General features: G+C 73.3%; 10 protein-coding genes. 8 read left to right on the top strand and 2 right to left on the bottom strand.

Going from position 1 to position 13,956, the window contains the following annotated elements:
- The first annotated feature begins 18 nt into the window (after nt 1-18).
- Both ACFUO4_RS25835 and ACFUO4_RS25830 read left to right on the top strand, forming a co-directional pair.
- Entirely contained in the window at nt 19-1,476 is a 1,458-nt protein-coding gene (locus ACFUO4_RS25835; protein ID WP_383488841.1) for a tryptophan 7-halogenase, read from the top strand.
- Nucleotides 1,477-1,551: 75 nt separating this feature from the next.
- Nucleotides 1,552-2,760: an MFS transporter gene (locus ACFUO4_RS25830; RefSeq protein WP_383488838.1), complete on the top strand. Its 1,209-nt coding sequence runs from the start codon at nt 1,552-1,554 to the stop codon at nt 2,758-2,760.
- 6 nt (nt 2,761-2,766) lie between these two features.
- On the opposite strand, the gene ACFUO4_RS25825 is transcribed toward ACFUO4_RS25830, so the two are convergent.
- Entirely contained in the window at nt 2,767-3,678 is a 912-nt protein-coding gene (locus ACFUO4_RS25825; protein ID WP_383488836.1) for a YceI family protein, read from the bottom strand.
- 304 nt (nt 3,679-3,982) lie between these two features.
- On the opposite strand from ACFUO4_RS25825, the gene ACFUO4_RS25820 reads away from it, so the two are divergent.
- Nucleotides 3,983-6,034 carry a helix-turn-helix domain-containing protein gene (locus tag ACFUO4_RS25820; protein ID WP_383488833.1) on the top strand — a complete coding sequence of 684 codons (2,052 nt, stop codon included), beginning with the start codon at nt 3,983-3,985 and terminating at the stop codon, nt 6,032-6,034.
- Between the two features lie 125 nt (nt 6,035-6,159).
- A complete protein-coding gene (locus ACFUO4_RS25815) occupies nt 6,160-7,014 on the top strand; it encodes a hypothetical protein (RefSeq protein WP_383488830.1) in 855 nt (284 codons plus the stop codon).
- 35 nt (nt 7,015-7,049) lie between these two features.
- On the opposite strand, the gene ACFUO4_RS25810 is transcribed toward ACFUO4_RS25815, so the two are convergent.
- On the bottom strand, nt 7,050-7,532 hold the full coding sequence (locus ACFUO4_RS25810; protein ID WP_079310208.1) for a hypothetical protein: 483 nt from the start codon (nt 7,530-7,532) through the stop codon (nt 7,050-7,052).
- Between the two features lie 113 nt (nt 7,533-7,645).
- Between ACFUO4_RS25810 and ACFUO4_RS25805 the strand changes: the two genes are divergently transcribed.
- The 4 genes from ACFUO4_RS25805 to ACFUO4_RS25790 all read left to right on the top strand — a co-directional run bounded on the left by ACFUO4_RS25805 (nt 7,646) and on the right by ACFUO4_RS25790 (nt 13,913).
- Entirely contained in the window at nt 7,646-10,849 is a 3,204-nt protein-coding gene (locus ACFUO4_RS25805; RefSeq protein ID WP_383488827.1) for a CHAT domain-containing protein, read from the top strand.
- A 202-nt stretch (nt 10,850-11,051) separates the two neighbouring features.
- Entirely contained in the window at nt 11,052-11,879 is an 828-nt protein-coding gene (modA, locus tag ACFUO4_RS25800) for a molybdate ABC transporter substrate-binding protein (RefSeq protein ID WP_383488824.1), read from the top strand.
- Nucleotides 11,876-12,772 carry a molybdate ABC transporter permease subunit gene (modB, locus tag ACFUO4_RS25795; RefSeq protein WP_383488821.1) on the top strand — a complete coding sequence of 299 codons (897 nt, stop codon included), beginning with the start codon at nt 11,876-11,878 and terminating at the stop codon, nt 12,770-12,772. Before modA ends, modB begins: the two co-directional genes overlap by 4 nt.
- A 52-nt stretch (nt 12,773-12,824) precedes the next feature.
- Nucleotides 12,825-13,913, top strand: coding sequence for an ABC transporter ATP-binding protein (locus tag ACFUO4_RS25790; protein WP_383488818.1), 1,089 nt, complete (start codon nt 12,825-12,827; stop codon nt 13,911-13,913).
- Nucleotides 13,914-13,956 lie beyond the last annotated feature (43 nt).

The following is a 13,956-nucleotide window of genomic DNA, read 5'->3' as shown; positions in this document are numbered from 1 at the left end:
CAGCCCAGGAGTTGACGCATGACCCCGGAGTACGACCTGATCGTCGTCGGCGGCGGACCGGCCGGTTCGACGGCCGCGACCACCGTGGCCCTGCGCGGGCACCGGGTCCTGCTGCTGGAACGCGAGACGTTCCCGCGCTACCAGATCGGCGAGTCGCTGCTGCCCGCGACCGTGCACGGCCTGTGCCGCATCCTCGGCGTCGCCGACGAGGTCCAGCAGGCCGGCTTCACCCTCAAACGCGGAGGCACCCTGCGCTGGGGCCGCGATCCGGAGCCGTGGCAGTTCTCCTTCGCCATGACACCGCGGGTCCCCGAACCCACCGCGACCGCTTTCCAGGTGGAGCGCTCACGCTTCGACGAGATCCTGCTGCGGGGCGCCCGGCGGGCCGGCGCCGAGGTGCGCGAGGGCAGCACGGTGCGGCGGGTCGTCGCCGACGAAGAGCGGGTGCGGGGTGTGGAGTTCACCGACGCGGACGGCAACACCCGTACGGCGTACGGCCGGTACGTCATCGACGCGTCCGGCAACACCAGTCGCATCCACACCGGGGTCGGCGGCGGGCGCGTCTACTCCGACTTCTTCCGCAACCTCGCCGTGTTCGGCTACTTCGCGGGCGGCGCCCGGCTCCCCGAGCCCAACAGCGGCAACATCTTCTGCGCCGCGTTCGACGCGGGCTGGCTCTGGTACATCCCGCTGCGCGACGACCTGACGAGTGTCGGCGCGGTGATCTCGCCCGAGCACACGCAGGCGGTGCAGCGGGACGCGCCGGGCGCCTGGCGGGACATGATCGAGGCGTGCCCGGAGGTGAGCCGGCTGGTGGCGGGCGTCCCCGAGGCGACCGAGGCGCCGTACGACCAGGTACGGGTGCGCAGGGACTGGTCGTACTGGAAGCAGTCCTTCTGGAAACCGGGCATGGCGCTGGTCGGCGACGCGGCATGCTTCGTGGACCCGGTGCTGTCCTCCGGTGTCCATCTGGCCACCTACGGCGCCCTGTTGGCGGCCCGCTCGGTGAACGCGGCCCTGGACGGCAGTGTGTCCGAGGAGCGGGGCTTCGCCGAGTTCGAGGCGCGCTACCGGCGCGAGTACCGCGTGTTCTACGAGTTCCTCATCGCCTTCTACGACATGGAGCGCAACGAGGACTCGTACTTCTGGGCCGCGAAGAAGATCACCCATGTGGATCTCGGCGAGGCGGCCGCGTTCGCCGAGCTGGCGGGCGGGCTGGCCTCCCGGGACGCGGCGGTGGTCCGCATGGACTGGCACACGGCCGCCGCGCAACTGGACGGTGCAATAGGCGAGTTGGCGGCATCGGACGGCCGCATGAACCCCCTCCTGTCCGCCCCGGTCGTCGGCGAGACCTTCCGCACCGGCAACGACCTTCAGGAGCAGGCCCTTTACGGCGGCCCGCTCGACGACCCCGGCCCGGCGGCCCCGGGCGGGCTGGCCGTCACGCCGGACGGCCTGTCCTGGGTCAAGGAGTGACCGCCGCGGCCTGTTGACCTTGCCCGAAGGGGAACCCGCAGCATCGGCGTACCGATGGCTGCGGGAGGGGCGAGGGTGCGCGGGCTGATGATCGACGTACGGCCGTTGCGGCGGGCCGAGTTCCGGCGGCTGTGGGCGAGCGGCACGGTGACCACGCTGGGCGCCCAGCTGACCGCGATCGCCGTGCCGATGCAGCTGTACGACCTCACCGGCTCCTCGGCGTACGTGGGGCTGGCCGGGTTCGTGGGCTTCGCGCCGATGGCCCTCGCGGCGCTGTGGGGCGGCACGCTGGCGGACGTACGGGACCGGCGGCGGGTGCTGCTGGCGACCACGGCCGGGATCGCCCTGACGTCGCTGCTGCTGTGGGCGCAGGCGTGGGTGCGGCTGGAGTCGGCGGGGGCGCTGCTGGCGCTGGTGGGGGTGCAGCAGGCCCTGTTCGGCGCCCACGCGGCGGTGAGCGGTGCGGTCGTCCCGCGCCTCGTGCCGCGCGAGTTGCTGCCCGCCGCGAACACGTTGCAGTCGCTGGTGTCCTGGTCGGCCGGGATCGCCGGCCCGCTCCTGGCCGGGGCACTGCTGCCGGCGGTCGGGGCCGAGTCGCTGTATCTCGCGGACGCGGCGACGCTCGGCGCCACGCTGTGGGCCGTGTGGCGCCTGCCGTCGCTCCCGCCCACCACCGAACAGGGCCCCGGAGCGCGGCAGTTCGCCGCCGGCCTCCGGCTGCTCGCCACCCGGCAGGTGCTGCTGGTCGTCTACCTCGCCGACTTCGCGGCGCTGTTCCTGGGCATGCCCGCCGCACTGTTCCCCCAGATGGCGAGGGAGACGTACCCGGGGGCGAACGTCGGGGTGCTGTACGCGGCGGTCTCCGCCGGGGGCGTGCTCGCTGCGCTGTTCTCCGGCGGCTTCACCCGCGCCTCCCGCCACGGTGTCGCGGTCGCGGTGTCGGTGTGCGTGTGGGGGCTCGCACTCACCGCGTTCGGGGTGGCCGACTCGCTCGCGGTGGCGGCCGGTTGGCTGGTGGTGGCGGGCGGTGCGCTGCTGACGCTGGGGGTGTTCCGCAAGTCCGTCCTGCAGTCCGCGGTGCCGGACGGGATGCGGGGCCGTCTCCAGGGCGTCGACACCGTGATCGCCGCGGGCGGCCCCCGGCTGGGCGACCTCGTGCACGGCGTGGCCGGCGCGTCCTTCGGGGCGACCTGGGCCGTCACCGGCGGCGGGGTGCTGACGGTGACGGCCGGGCTGGCGCTGCTGCTGTTCTTCCCCGCCTTCAGGCGACACCGGGCAGCGTGAGGGCCGTTACTCCGGCGGAGTCGGTGTGTCGTGGGTGCGGTACATGGCCTGGACGTCCAACTCCAGCTGGACCGTGGGGCCGACGACCGCGATGCCCCGGGCCAGCATCGAACGCCAGTTGAGCGTGAAGTCCTCCCGGTGCAGCTCCGCCTTCGCCAGGGCGGCGCAGCGCAGTTCCTCGCCGTAACCGCCGTTGACCATGCCCAGATAGGTCGTGTCCAGCGACACCGAACGGCTCACCCCGTGCATGGTCAGGGTGCCCAGCAGGGACCACTTGCTGCCACCTCGGTAGGCGAAGCGGGTGCTGCGGAAGTCGATGTACGGGAAGTTCTCGACGTCCAGGAAGTCGGCCGAACGCAGGTGAGCGTCACGGGTGTTGTTGCCGGTGGTGATGCTGGCGGCGTCGATGCGGACATGGACGCGGGAGTCGGCGATGTCCTGGGTGACCTGGATGCCGCCCTCGAAGCGTTCGAACCGGCCGTGCACATGGGCCATGCCGACGTGCTTGGCGATGAAACGGATCGCGGTGTGCGGCGGGTCGAAGAGCCAGGTGCCGGGGACCGGGAGCTCGGCCTGGCGGGCGGGCTGGAGCCAGACGCGCTGCGAGGACACCCCGGCGTCGGCGACGACCTCGACGGTCTCGCGGTGCGGCTCCAGACCCTCCGCCATGACCATGAGGCTGTAGCTGGCGGGCGGCAGCACGGCGAGGAACGTTCCGTACGGGTCCGTGGTGCCGCGCGCCACGACCTGGTGGCTGCGGAGTTCGGTCACGGTCACCTCGGCGGCACCCAGGGGCTGGTTCACCGGGTCGAGGACCTCGCGGACGAGGACACCGGCACCGGCCGGCACGGGAAGCGTGTGGCCCGCGGCGCCTCCGGAGGCACTCCTGAGTCGCCGCCGGAGCAGTCCGAGGGGCATGGGTCTCACCTTTCAGTGGGGGTCAAGTCGGGGGGAGGTGTGCGTGTGAGGGGAGCAAGGGGGGCAGCGATGCCCGCGAATCCGCCGTGGGGACGCGGGACACGGAGGACGCTCCAGGGAAGGGGAACAGGCACTGCCTCCTCAAGATCATGAACGGAGTGGCCGAAGCGCGGGTGTCTCAAAATGCGACACCCGAAGCGCGAGGTGCCTCGCAATGCGGCAGTCGGAGCACGGAAATGGGTCAAAGCATGACAGAAGGTCGGTTGTTTTGCGTTCAACCGTTCCCCGTAGGCTGAGCGATGCCATGACCACCGCACAGCGCCCCACCGCCCTCACCTCGCTGCGCCGCGCCCGGGAGCAGTTCCTGCGCGGACAGCAACTGCCGGACGGAGTGCCGGACGACGTCCTCGCCGCGTGGAAGCGTGCCCGGTTCTTCGGCGTACGCCACGACGTGGGCGCCCCCACGCCGGAGGCGGCCGGGCCGGTCGACTCCCCCCTGCTGACCGCGGCCCGCCCGGTGCTCGACCGGATCGCCGGGACGCTCGGCAGCGCGGACACCGCCCTCGTGCTCACCGACGCGCGGCTGCGGGTGCTGTGGGCGGCCGGGTCCACGCCGGACCACCGCTGCCGTGACCTCTCCGAGGAACTGGTCGGCCACAACAGCGCGGCCCTCGCCCTGCACACGCACCGCCGGGCCGAGGTGCACGGCCCCGAGCACTTCCTCGACCGCTGGCAGGACGTATCGGCGGTGAGCGTGCCGGTACGTGCGCCGGAGACGGGGCAGCCGGTGGGGACGGTGACGGTGGCTACCGGGCTGTGCGGCGGGGGCGGGGAGCGGGTGGCGTGTGGGGACGGTGGCGGGTGCGCGGCGGGGGCCGGGCTCCGCGAGAGGGGCGGGTCAGGGGAAGGGGCCGGGCTCCGCGAGGGGGCTGGGTGCGGGAAAGGGGCCGGGCTCCGCGAAGGGGCTGGGTGCGGGAAAGGGGCCGGGGGCGGGCCGCATCCCGGGGCTCCGCTGGTCGAGGCCGTCGCGACGGCTGTCGAGGCCGAGCTTCTCTCACGGTCGCGGACGGCCGAGCGGGTGCTGCTGGACGCGTACGCCCGGGCCGCGGGAGAGCGGGGGCGCGCCGTCGTCGCCCTGGACGGCCGCAACCGGCTCGTCAGCGAGGCCGCGGGGCGGATGCTGTCGCCGGAGGCGTTGGAGGCGCTGGAGCGGCGGGCGGTCGCGCTGATACGGGAGTCCGATTCCGGGCATCCGGCAGAGCCCGCGGACGGCCCGGACGGTTCCGTGCCTCCGGCAACGCTCCCCACTGGCCCGGACGGCACCGCGCACCAGACAACGCTCCCCACTGGCCCGGACGGCACCGCGCACCAGACAACGCTCCCCGCCCACCCCGACGGCACCGCGCACCAGACAACACACCCCGCCCACCCCCACGACACCCCGCACCAGACAACACACCCCGCCCACCCCGACAGCGCCGCCTCCCTCACCCCCGTCTCTCACCAGGGTTCCGTCATCGGTGTGGTCGCGGTGCTGGAGTCGTCTGCGGGGCCGGCGCCGGTCGCGGCCGACCGGCGTGACCTCGGTCTGGCCGGAGGGTCCGTGCCGTGGCGGCATGCGGTCGGGCGTGCGCTGGAGCTGACCGCGTCCGGTGAGCCGCTGCTGCTGGTCGGCGAACGCGGCACCGGGAAGACCTCGCTGGCCCGCGCACTGGTCGCCGACGCCCTGCTCGTGGACGCGGCCGAGGCCGAACTGGGCACCCATGCGGACGTGTTGCGCACCGGCCGCCCCCTTCTGGTCCGCCACGTCGAACGGCTCGCCCCGCCCGACACGGCGACCCTCAACTCCCTGCTCGCGGCTCACCCGAACGCCCCGCTCCTCCTCACCTACACCCCCGGAGCATCGCCGGGCCCCTGCCTCCAGCGTCTGCTGGACACCCTCGCCGCCCGCTCGGTCACGCTCCCCGCCCTCCGCGAACGCCCCGAGGACATCCGGGAGTTGCTCACCTCCCTGACCCCGAGCCCGCAGCCCGGGCACCCTCCGCTCACCTGGTCCCTCGACGCACTGCGCGCCCTGGAACGGCACCCCTGGCCCGGCAACGTGACCGAACTCGCCCACCTGGTGGGGACGTTGGCCGAGCACCGCCGCACGACCGGTCCCGTCCGCCGCGGTGAACTCCCGGACGCCGTACGTGAGGGCCCGGCGCCCCGGCCCCTGACCCCGATGGAACGTGCCGAACGGTCCGCCATCCTCGACGCCCTCCACCTCCACGGCGGCAACAAGGCGCGAGCGGCGGCCTCCCTGGGCATCGCCCGCGCCACGCTCTACCGGAAACTGCGGGGTTACCGAGACTGAGACCGGGGAGACCGGAGGGGACGCGCACGCGAACATCCGTGCGGCGGGCGGGGTTTGAGGTTCTGTCAGGGGATGGGTACAAGGACCGGGTGGGCGCCTGAGGCTGTCGGAGGGGGTGGTGCCGCATGCCGTTCGGGGATCTGCACCGGATATCGGTGCTGCACATCGACCGCGACGCCGACCTGCCGCTGAACTACCTGTATCTGCCGGAATCCGGCACCTTCCAGACCCTGGGCTACGTCCGACTGCGGGGCGTGACCGCCTGGAACGGCATGACGCACACCGGTCCGGACACGGCCGAGGAGCGCGACACGTTCCTGATGAAGGTGCTGACCACGCTCCAGGTGCCGCCCCGTGAGGCGCAGCGCATCGTGCACTCAGCCGACCACCTCTCACTGGGCGGCGGCCCCGGCTCCACCGGCCCGGCGCTCTTCCCGGCCACGGCCCCGGAGGAGGAACAGGGCGGCACCGGCATGATCGGGCCCGGTGTCGTCGTGGGGCTGGTGAGCGGGCTGCTCGTCGGACTGCTGCTGGCGGGCTGGTCCGGCGCGGTGATCGGGGCGTTCGTCGGGGTGTCCACGTTCCCGGACCTGTTCATGGGCGGTTGGCAGCTCGTGCACCGCGACAGCCCCCGCAACTATGTGGAGATCCACGACACTTGGGCGATCCTGCTGCTCGCCGCGGGAACGGTCGCGGGAGCCGTCGGCGGTTACGCGATCGGCGACGGGGGCTTCGAGCGAGCGCGTGGCGTCTTCCTGGGCACGGCGTCGGCGGCGTTCGTCCTGGCCCTCCTGGCCACGCGGTTCAGCATGGAGCCGTTCCGGCAGCGGTCGGTGGTCTGGTTCGGGCCGTTGGTCGTGGGCGGGTTCGCCTGGGCCGCGCATGCCCTGTGGAGCGGTCCGGTGCTGTTGACGGTGGGGATCGTCGTCGGGTCGGTGGTCTCGGGCCGGCTCGCGCGCCGGATCGCCGGCGTGGTCTGACCGAGGGCGCGTCGGTGCGACGGCGGCAGCAGCGGTCAGGTGTCCGGCGGCCGGTCCTCGGTGCGGGGAGCCTGGTCCGGATCGGCCTGAGTTATCTGCCACGACCGGGACGGGGCGTCGTACGAGATCCGATAGCGCCCGTCGGCCTCCTGCAAGGTGGCCACCACGTCCCGCAGGTCGCGGGCGGCCTCCGGAGGCAGCCGTTTGGGCATGCTGATGGCCAACCGGCCGTCGAGCGCGGCGATTTCGAGGAGGTCGGTCTCCTCGACGCCCTGTCCGAGCTCCTCGCGCCGGCCCGGCCGGACCAGGCCCGCGATCTTGGGCCAGACCTCCTCGCCGGCCTTGCTCGCGATGGCCTGCACGAAGGGCTGCACCGCCGCGGTGACCACGACCGTCGTCACCAGGTCGAGCAGCCCGATACGCGCGCCGGGGTCGCGCACATCGCATTCCCAGCAGCGCGCGGCCGTTCTGCGGTGGCCGCAGACCGGGCACGGGAACTTCGCCAGGTCGCCTGTCATCCTCACCTCGCTCGCGGGACGGCCGGGATCGTCGCGTCAGCGTGCACCGAGGACGCGATCACCGCAAGGCGGCGCGCGTACGGCCGCGGCAGCCCGCAGGGTAGGGAGTGCCGGTGAGCGACGGATTCCTGAAACACCATCAACTCGCTCGCCGGGCCCTGTGGCAGCTGCAACGGGCGGTCAAGAAGCGCAACGTGAAGAGGCTGGCGGCGGCCAGGGACGCGTTCACGGACGTCCTGGACGTCATGTCACCCGCGCACCCGGACCGGCCCGCCTGCCTCGGCAATCTGAGCACCGCCCTGCGCCTCCAGTACGAATGGACTCACGACGTCTCGGCCGTCGAACGGCTCGTCGAGGTCGACGAGTCGATCCGATGGAGCCTCGGCCCGGACCATCCGCAGCGCGGCCTGCACCGGCACAACCTGCGGAACGTCATGGTGCACCTCATGACCGGCCCGCGCCGGCCGGGCCTGCCCGCGCGGGCGGTCCCGCTCGCCAGGGAGGCCGCGGCCGACCCGGGCGAGCGGACGCTGTTCCTGGAGGCGCTCGTCGCCTGCCTGGACGAGCTGTTCGAGCAGACCGAGGACGAGGACGTCATGGTCGAACTGATCGCGCTGGACCGGGAACGGGTGGCCGCGCGCCACCCCGACGACCCCGAAGTGGGGCCGATCCTCGCCGACCTGGGCGCCGGGCTGCGCACGCTCGCCCTGCTGCGGGACCGCCCGGAAGACCTGCCGGAGGCCGTCGACGTCGGTCGGCAGGCCGTCGAGAAGTGCCCGGACGGCCATGAGAACCGGGCCTCCTGCCTCGCCCTGCTCGCCAACTCGCTGCACGCCCGGTTCGTCCAGCTGGACCGGTCGATGCAGACGCTGCGCGAGTCGGTCACGGTCGCACGGCAGGCGGTCGCGGCGGCGCCGCCCGGGCACCCGGACCGGCCCGCCGCCCTCAACGGCCTCGGTATCGGCCTGCGTTCGGTGTTCGAGGAGGCCCGGGAGCTCGACGCCCTGCACGAGGCGGCGCAGGTCCTCAAGGAGGCCGTCACCGAGGTCCGCCCGGACGAGCCCGCCCGCCGCGCCCGTTACCTCGGCAACCTCAGTGCCGTGCAGCAGGAACTGTTCAAGCGGACCGGGGAGATGCCGGCGATCCGGTCGGCCGTGGAGGCCTCCCGGGAGGCCGTACGGCTGAGCCCCCACGACACTCCGCAGCGGGCCGGCCGGCTGAGCGACCTCGGCAACGCACTGCACATCCTGTCCACGGGCCTGTACTTCGCCGCGCCGGGGGACGAGGAGGTCCTCACGACGGCCACGGGAGCCGCCCGGCCCGGCGACCTGCCGTATCTGCGGGAGGCGGTCGAGGTGGCCCGGGCCGCCGTGGCGGGCGCCCGCGACGACCCCGACCTCGGCGGACGGCTCAGCAATCTCAGCGTGGCCACCCGCACCCTGTACGAACTGACCGGCGAAAGCGCGGCGTTGGACGAAGCAGTCCGGGCCGCCCGCGCGGGCGTCGCCGCCTCGGCGGCGGACACCACGAACCGTGCGACGGCGCTCATGGCCCTGGTACGGGCCCTCGCCCAGCGCCCCGCCGCACCGGACGTCCTGCGCGAGATGCAGAACCGCTGCACGGACCTCGCGACGGCCACGACCACGCCCCGCACCCGGGTCATCGCCCACCTGCTCCTCGGCCGTACCGCGATGTCGGCCGCCCCTCCCGAAGCCGGGACCGCCCTCGCGGCGTACGAGAAGGCCGTGGCGTGGCTTCCGGAGATCGCCCCGCGCCAACTGCTGCGCCCCGACCGGGAGTACGGCCTGGGCGAGCTGGCCGGTCTGCCCGCCGAGGCCGCCTCCGCCGCCCTGCACCTCGGCCGCCCCGAGCACGCGCTGGTGTTGCTGGAACACGCCCGGGGCCTGCTCCTGCGGGAGGGCATGAGCGGCCGCGACGACCTCGCCGAGGTGCGCCGCGCCGACCCGGGGGCCGCCGAGGATGTCGTACGCCTCAGAGACCTGCTCGACGCCTCCGATCAGGGAGGGGTGGACCTCTATCGCGGGGGCGGAAACCAAGTGGGGAGCGTGCCCGTGCCAGGGGCCCGGCACGGCACAAGGACCCGACGGCACCGTGAACTGGCCATGGAGTGGGAGCAGTTGCTCGCCCGTATCCGCTCGCGTCCCGGGCTGGAGGGCTTTCTGCTGCCGCCGACGATCGAGTCGCTGCGGCGCCGTACCGTGGACGGTCCGGTCGTCCTGGTCAACCCCGGCCCGTCCCGGTGCGACGCGCTGATGCTCACGCCGGACGGTGACGTCCGCGCCCTGCGCCTCGACTGCGACCACGCCGAGCTGCGCGAGCGGGCGCGAGCGTTCCGGCGGCTGCCGCGCTCCGCGGCGGGCGTGCCGCCGGACGAGGCCGAGCTGCTGGGCCACCTGGCCTGGCTGTGGGACTGCATCGGCAGGCCGGTCCTGTCGGAGCTGGGTCTGCTGTCCCCGGTGCCGCTCCCCGCGGAGTCGGCGCCCAGGATCTGGTGGTGTCCGATCGGCGTGGCCGCGTCCCTGCCCCTGCATGCGGCGGGCCAGTACGCCGCCGATCCGGCCGGGGCCTCCGCGGTCATGGATCACGTGGTGTCGTCGTACACCTCGACCGTGCACGCGCTCGGCCGGGCCGGCACGGGCGCGACGGACCACCACGGGGCGTTCCCGGGCAAGCAACTCCACGGGCCGCCGCCCGGGAGGTCTCTGAACGGCCTGCTGGTGGTCGAGATGAGCGAGACTCCCGGGGCGGGTCCGCTGCCCGGTGCCCGTCTCGAGGCCGAGCGGCTGGCCGAGCTGGCCGCGCACCCGACCGTCCTGTCCGGTCGCGCGGCCACCCGGGAGGCCGTCCTGCGGGAGCTGCCCGCCCATGCCCTCGCCCACTTCGCCTGCCACGCCGTGACCGACCCCCGCTCCCCGTCCCTGGCCCGGCTGCTGCTGCACGACCACGGGTCGGCCCCCCTCACCGCCGTCGAGCTGTCGTCGGTGCGCGTCCCGAACGGCACGCTGGCCTACCTGTCGGCCTGCGAGACGGCCACGTCCGACGAGCGTCTCGCCGACGAGGCGATCCACATCGCCACCGCCTTCCAGCTGGCCGGCTACCGCCATGTCATCGGCACGCTCTGGCCCGTCGCCGACAGCGCCGCCGGGCGCATCGCGGACGACTTCTACACGGGCCTGGCCGCATCCCTCGATACGGGTGACGTGGCGAGAACCCTGCACCGCGCGGTGCTGGACCTCCGCGAGGACGATCCCGCCAGGCCGTCCCGCTGGGCGGCACATGTTCACTTCGGCGGCTAGAGGGTGAGGGGGGCACAGCGCCACCATCCTCCCCGTACGAACGCACATGCCACGCCATCGCGGAGTAGGGCCTGCTCATGCGATGTGACAGGAGACTTTCACCTTGCACCTGCGGCACTATGATCGGCGTATGCACACCGTGACCGGTCCGCCAGGGCCGGTGCGATCGTGTTCATGAGGACCAGAGGGAGTTGGACCCGTGATGACCCGTTCCGTGCGTCGGACCCGTCGGATGATGCAGGTGACCGGCGTCGGCGCCGCCGCCCTGCTGGCCCTGACCGCCTGTTCGTCCTCCGACGACGACTCCGCCGGCTCGTCCGACCCCTCCGGCTCCGCCTCGGCCTCCGGCAAGCTGTCCGGCGAGGTCACCGTGTTCGCGGCGGCCTCGCTGAAGGAGAGCTTCGAGACGCTGGGCAAGCAGTTCGAGAAGGCACACCCCGGTACGAAGGTCACCTTCAGCTTCGGCGGCAGCGACGCGCTCGCCGCGAGCATCACCGGTGGCGCCCCGGCGGACGTCTTCGCCTCCGCCAGCCCCAAGACCATGAAGATCGTGACGGACGCGGGCGACAACGCCGGCGAGCCGGCCACGTTCGTCCGCAACCAACTGGAGATCGCCACCCTGCCGGGCAACCCCGACAAGGTCGCCTCCCTCAAGGACCTCACCGGCTCGGACCTGAAGGTCGTCCTGTGCGACCGGACGGTGCCGTGCGGCGCGGCCGCCGAGAAGGCCCTGACGGCGAGCAGGCTGAAGCTCACCCCGGTGTCCTACGAGGAGGACGTCAAGTCCGCGCTCAACAAGGTGGTGCTGAAGGAGGCCGACGCCGCGCTCGTCTACAAGACCGATGTGAAGGCCGCGGGTGACAAGGTGGAGGGCGTGGAGTTCCCCGAGTCCGCCGACGCGATCAACGACTATCCGATCACCCTGCTGAAGGAGTCGCAGAACACCGCCACCGCCAAGGCGTTCATCGCGCTGGTGCAGTCCGCCGAGGGACAGCAGGTGCTGACCTCGGCCGGGTTCCTCAAGCCGTGACGTCCCCCGCCTCGGGCAAGCCCGGCGCCGTGGACACCCTCAGCGGGGGTCCGAGGCGCCGCCGCCCGCGCGTGGGCCGCCCGGGGCGAGCCGCGCCACGCGTGGGCCGGCGCGGGAGTACCGCTCCGCTGCCGCTGCTCGTGCCTGCGCTGATCGGCGTGGCGTTCCTCGTCCTGCCGTTGGTCGCCCTGCTTTTCCGGGCTCCCTGGCGGAGCATGCCCGGCCTGCTGACCAGTACCGAGGCGTGGCAGGCGCTGCGGCTGTCCCTGGTCTGCGCGACGGCGGCGACCGCGGTGAGCCTGGTGATCGGGGTGCCGCTGGCGTGGCTGCTGGCCCGCGTGGAGTTCCCGGGCCGGGGTCTCGTACGGGCCCTGGTCACCCTGCCGCTCGTGCTGCCGCCGGTCGTCGGCGGTGTGGCGCTGCTGATGGCGCTGGGCCGCAACGGGGTGGTCGGAAAGTGGCTGGACGCCTGGTTCGGGGTCACGCTCCCCTTCACCACCACCGGCGTCGTGATCGCGGAGGCGTTCGTCGCGATGCCGTTCCTCGTGATCAGCGTGGAAGGCACCCTGCGCGCCGCCGACCCCCGGTACGAGGAGGCGGCCACGACGCTCGGCGCGTCGCGTTTCACCGCGTTCCGCCGGGTCACGCTGCCTCTCATCGCACCCGGTGTCGCCGCCGGCGCCGTCCTGGCGTGGGCGCGGGCGCTCGGCGAGTTCGGCGCGACGATCACGTTTGCCGGCAACTTCCCCGGCCGCACCCAGACCATGCCGCTGGCCGTCTACCTCGCCCTCCAGAACGACCCGGAGGCCGCCATCGCCCTCAGCCTGGTGCTGCTCGCCGTGTCGATCGCGGTCCTCGCGGGCCTGCGGGACCGCTGGATGACCGCGTCATGACCCGACCGTTCCGGACCACCGCCGCATGCCCGACTCCTCTGGACGACCGCCCATGACCGACACCGAGAAGACGATCCGGTACGACGTCGAGGTGCCCTCCGCTGACGGTCTCGACGCCCGTCTCGTCGTCGACCGCGGCTCCTTCCGTCTCGACGTGGCCCTCACCGCGGCCCCCGGTGACGTCGTCGCCCTCCTCGGCCCCAACGGCGCCGGCAAGACCACCGCGCTGCGCGCCCTCGCCGGTCTCGTCCCGCTCACCGACGGCCATCTCCGCCTCGACGGCGCGGAGCTGGACCGTACGCCCCCCGAGTCCCGTCCGGTCGGCGTCGTCTTCCAGGACTATCTGCTCTTCCCTCACCTCACGGCGCTCGACAACGTGGCCTTCGGGCCCCGCTGTCACGGCACCGGCAAGGCGGAGGCCCGCGCCGAGGCGGCCGTATGGCTGGAACGGATGGGCCTCGCGGACCACGCGGCGGCCAAACCCCGCCGGCTCTCCGGCGGCCAGGCCCAGCGCGTCGCGCTCGCCCGCGCCCTGGCCACCCACCCCCGGCTGCTGCTGCTCGACGAGCCGCTCGCCGCCCTCGACGCCCGCACCCGCCTCGACGTCCGGGCCCAACTCCGCCGTCACCTGGCCGACTTCGAGGCGGTGGCCGTGCTCGTCACGCACGATCCGCTGGACGCGATGGTGCTGGCGGACCATCTCGTCGTCATCGAGGAGGGCCGGGCCGTCCAGCGGGGCACGCCCGCCGACATCGCCCGCCACCCGCGGACCGACTACATCGCGCACCTGGTCGGCCTCAACCTGTACCGGGGTGAGGCCGAGGGGCACACGGTCCACGTCGACGGCGGCTCCACGGTCACCACCTCGGAGGACCTGACCGGCCCGGTCTTCGTCGCGTTCCCGCCCAGCGCGGTCACCCTGCACCGCGACCGGCCCACGGGATCGAGCGCCCGCAACTTCTGGCGCTGCGAAGTGTCCGGCCTGGAGACGCACGGCGACCAGATCCGGGTCGCCCTCGGCGGTGAACTCCCCCTGGCCGCCGACCTCACCACGGTCGCCGCGGCCGAACTCGACCTCCACGCGGGGGCCGAGGTCTGGGCGACGGTGAAGGCGGCCCAGACACACGCCTACCCAGCCTGAGCGGGCCCCCCGCCGAACCGCACGGTCGAACGAGATGATCACT

The organism is Streptomyces sp. NPDC057280 (assembly GCF_042668605.1).
In the GTDB taxonomy this organism is placed as follows: domain Bacteria; phylum Actinomycetota; class Actinomycetes; order Streptomycetales; family Streptomycetaceae; genus Streptomyces.
Note: the sequence above shows the minus strand (reverse complement) of the source record. Positions and strands in the feature narration are given on the sequence as shown.